General features: G+C 73.7%; 3 protein-coding genes. All 3 read right to left on the bottom strand.

Annotation, left to right across the window (positions count from 1 at the left end):
* Positions 1–107 precede the first annotated feature (107 nt).
* The 3 genes from ACWDRR_RS29780 to ACWDRR_RS29770 all read right to left on the bottom strand — a co-directional run bounded on the left by ACWDRR_RS29780 (position 108) and on the right by ACWDRR_RS29770 (position 2,575).
* Positions 108–320, bottom strand: coding sequence for an MbtH family protein (locus tag ACWDRR_RS29780; protein WP_449775335.1), 213 nt, complete (start codon positions 318–320; stop codon positions 108–110).
* Between the two features lie 279 nt (positions 321–599).
* Positions 600–1,598, bottom strand: coding sequence for a 2,3-diaminopropionate biosynthesis protein SbnB (gene sbnB, locus ACWDRR_RS29775; RefSeq protein WP_449775334.1), 999 nt, complete (start codon positions 1,596–1,598; stop codon positions 600–602).
* A gap of 110 nt (positions 1,599–1,708) precedes the next feature.
* Positions 1,709–2,575 carry a pyridoxal-phosphate dependent enzyme gene (locus ACWDRR_RS29770; protein ID WP_449775333.1) on the bottom strand — a complete coding sequence of 289 codons (867 nt, stop codon included), beginning with the start codon at positions 2,573–2,575 and terminating at the stop codon, positions 1,709–1,711.
* Positions 2,576–2,729 lie beyond the last annotated feature (154 nt).

Here is a 2,729-nt window from a genome sequence, read left to right as displayed (position 1 = left end):
CGTGGACACTCCTGATCGGGGACGACGCGGTGGCGGCGAAGGGGTGGACTGAGGGGGTGCCGGGTGGTCCGGGCGGGACGGTGGCCCGTCCGATCCACCGGACACCCTCAGCCGGCCGCGTTCTCCATGCGGCGGCGCAGGCTGGCCGGACGCATGTCCGTCCAGACCTCGTCGATGTGGGCCAGGCACTCGTCCTTGGAGCCCTCGACACCCTCGGCCCGCCAGCCGGCGGGCAGGTCGCGGTCGGCCCACCAGATCGAGTACTGCTCCTCGTCGTTGAGGACGACGCGGTAGCGGCGGAGGTCGGTCTGCTCTTCCATCGGTACTCCTGACGAACGGTCGGCCGGCGGGCATGCCGGCTGACGGACGATCGGTGAGGAACGGGAACCGGGCACGCGGATCGGAGCGCCCACGGCATCCCGCGGTACGCGCCCTTCCCGTCGAAGGAGATCCTCGGCGCGACGTCTATACCGCGTTCTATACTTCGCCTGGCCCCGGGCCGCCCGGCACCGTCCGGACCCCGTCCCGGCCCGCGAACGACAGCGCCGGCCCCGCGGCCGAGGGGGCCACGGGACCGGCGGGAGCCAACTGCGGGAGGGTTACTCGCCCGGCAGGAAGCCGTCGACGACGACGCCCAGGGAGGCCGCCTGCGCGAGGCCGCGGATGCGGTCGGCGAGCGCGATGTCGAGGCTGCCGAGACCGAACGGCGAGTAGATCGCCCGGCGGGCCGGGTCGCGCCGGAACGCGGCCGGGTCGCGCAGGATCGCACCGATCTCGGCGTCGATGAAGTCCCGCGTGCCGCTGGCCTGTTCGGCCAGGTGCACCGAGGTCTGCTCACGGGAGACGTGGTCGGCGTCGTCCACCACGTTCTGCGCCGCGAGGATCTCCTCCACGTGCAGGTCGCGCAGCGAGACGTGCAGGACGGTCGCGTCCTTGGCCGCCGGCCCGAGGTCGAGGTGGGGCGCGGGCGCGGTGGTGGCGAGGGCGATCAGGCGCTGCTCGGCGATCGTCTCGGCGACCGAGTCGCCGACCGTCACCGCCAGACCGTACTGCCGCGCGGCCTCCTCGCCGAACTGCACGGCCCGCTCGCGGTCGAGGTCGAACAGCCGCAGCCGGCTCAGGCTCGGGAAGGCGTCGCGCAGGTAGTACAGCACCTGACGGTTGATCGGGCCGCAGCCGATCAGGGCGAGTTCCTCGGGCTCGGCCTCCACCGACAGCGCCCGGGCGCCGATCGCCGCGCTGGCCGCGGTGCGGTGCGCCGAGATCTCGGAGCCCTCGATCAGCGCCGCCGGCCGCCCGGTCTCCGGGTCGTTGAGCACGATGACGGCGCTGGCCCGGTCGATCCCGCGCGCGACGTTGCCCGGGAAGGAGGCGATCCACTTGATCCCCGTCGACGAGGGCTCCTCGCCGCCGCGCACATAGGCCGGCAGGCCGATGATGCGGTCCTTGGGCTTGTCCGGGAAGCGGAGAAAGATCGAGTGCGGCACCGTGGTCAGGCCCTCGTCGTGCCTGCGGTAGGTGTCGCCGACCGCCTGGACGACCAGGTCGCGGTGGGTGGCGAGGATCTCGCGAACCTCGGAGTTTCGCAGGATCAGCATGACGTTCCTTCGGTCGGGAACCCCGGGAGGGGGTCCGGATGTACCGCGGCTACGGCTCCGGCCGCGACGGTCCTGGCTCCGGTGCGCGCCCCTCCGGGAGCCGGCGGTGCTCAGGGGTAGATCGAGTCCAGGTAGCGCTGGCCCTTGTCCGGGAAGACCAGGACGACCTTCGCGTCGGGCGCCAGCCCGTCGGCGAGCCGCTCGAAGGCGGCCAGGGCCGCCCCGGACCGCGGCCCGGCGAGGATCGCCTCCCGCTCGACCAGGCGCCGGCAGGCCCGGGCGGCCGTCGCCCGGTCGATCAGGAGCCGGTGGCGCACCCCTTCGACACCCGGGTCCGACGGCATCGGATCATCGGCGTCGGCGACCAGGTGGACCGCGACCAGCTCGGTGGCCAGGCCCGACAGCCGGATCAGCTCGGCGCAGCCGCGCAGGACCGCCGGGCTGTCCGCAGCGCAGATCAGCAGGTCGGGCGGGCCGTCGAGCCCTTCGAGGATCTCGCGCGCCGCACCCGGGTCGGACTGGGCGCGGCGCAACGCGCTGTGCGGCCCGGGCCAGTGCCCGCCGATCCGCGCCGCGAGCTCGCCGGCGGCCGCCTCCCGCGCCGACTCGTCCGCCGCGTCGCCGTCCGGCACCTCGACCCGGGCGCCGTAGGCCCGCAGCAGCCCGCCGACGGCAGACCGGACGGCGGGGCTGGCGACGCACACCAGCTCGATCCTGCGGCTGCGGCAGGTCTGGGCCAGGCTGACCGCGAAGTCGACGGAGCCGGTTTCGGCCACCAGGGTCGAGCCCGGGACCAACTCGCCGCGCCGGAGCAGTTCGTCCACCGCGGCGACGGCGGAGCGGTCCTCCACGCTGCCGGTCGGGTTGAAGCCCTCCAACTTGGCGTAGAGCTGCCCGGCGAAGCCCTCGTCGACGCGCGACAGCCGTACCAGGGCGGTATTGCCGATCGTATCCAGGATCCCTGCGCTGAGCCCCATGGGAGTTCACCCCGTCCTCTCCGGTGGCCGTCTGCGGTTCGCGTGCGGTGTCGGCCGGTCGTGTTCTATTCGCGGTTGCCTGCGGCTTCGATGGCTCGTTGGCGGGTTGCGCGTGCGGTTGCTTGTGTCGTGGTGGCCAGGGTGACGAGGGCGC

It is taken from the genome of Kitasatospora sp. NPDC003701 (genome assembly GCF_053587085.1).
The sequence above is the reverse complement of the archived record's forward strand: the minus strand, read 5'-3'. Positions and strand labels throughout refer to the sequence as shown.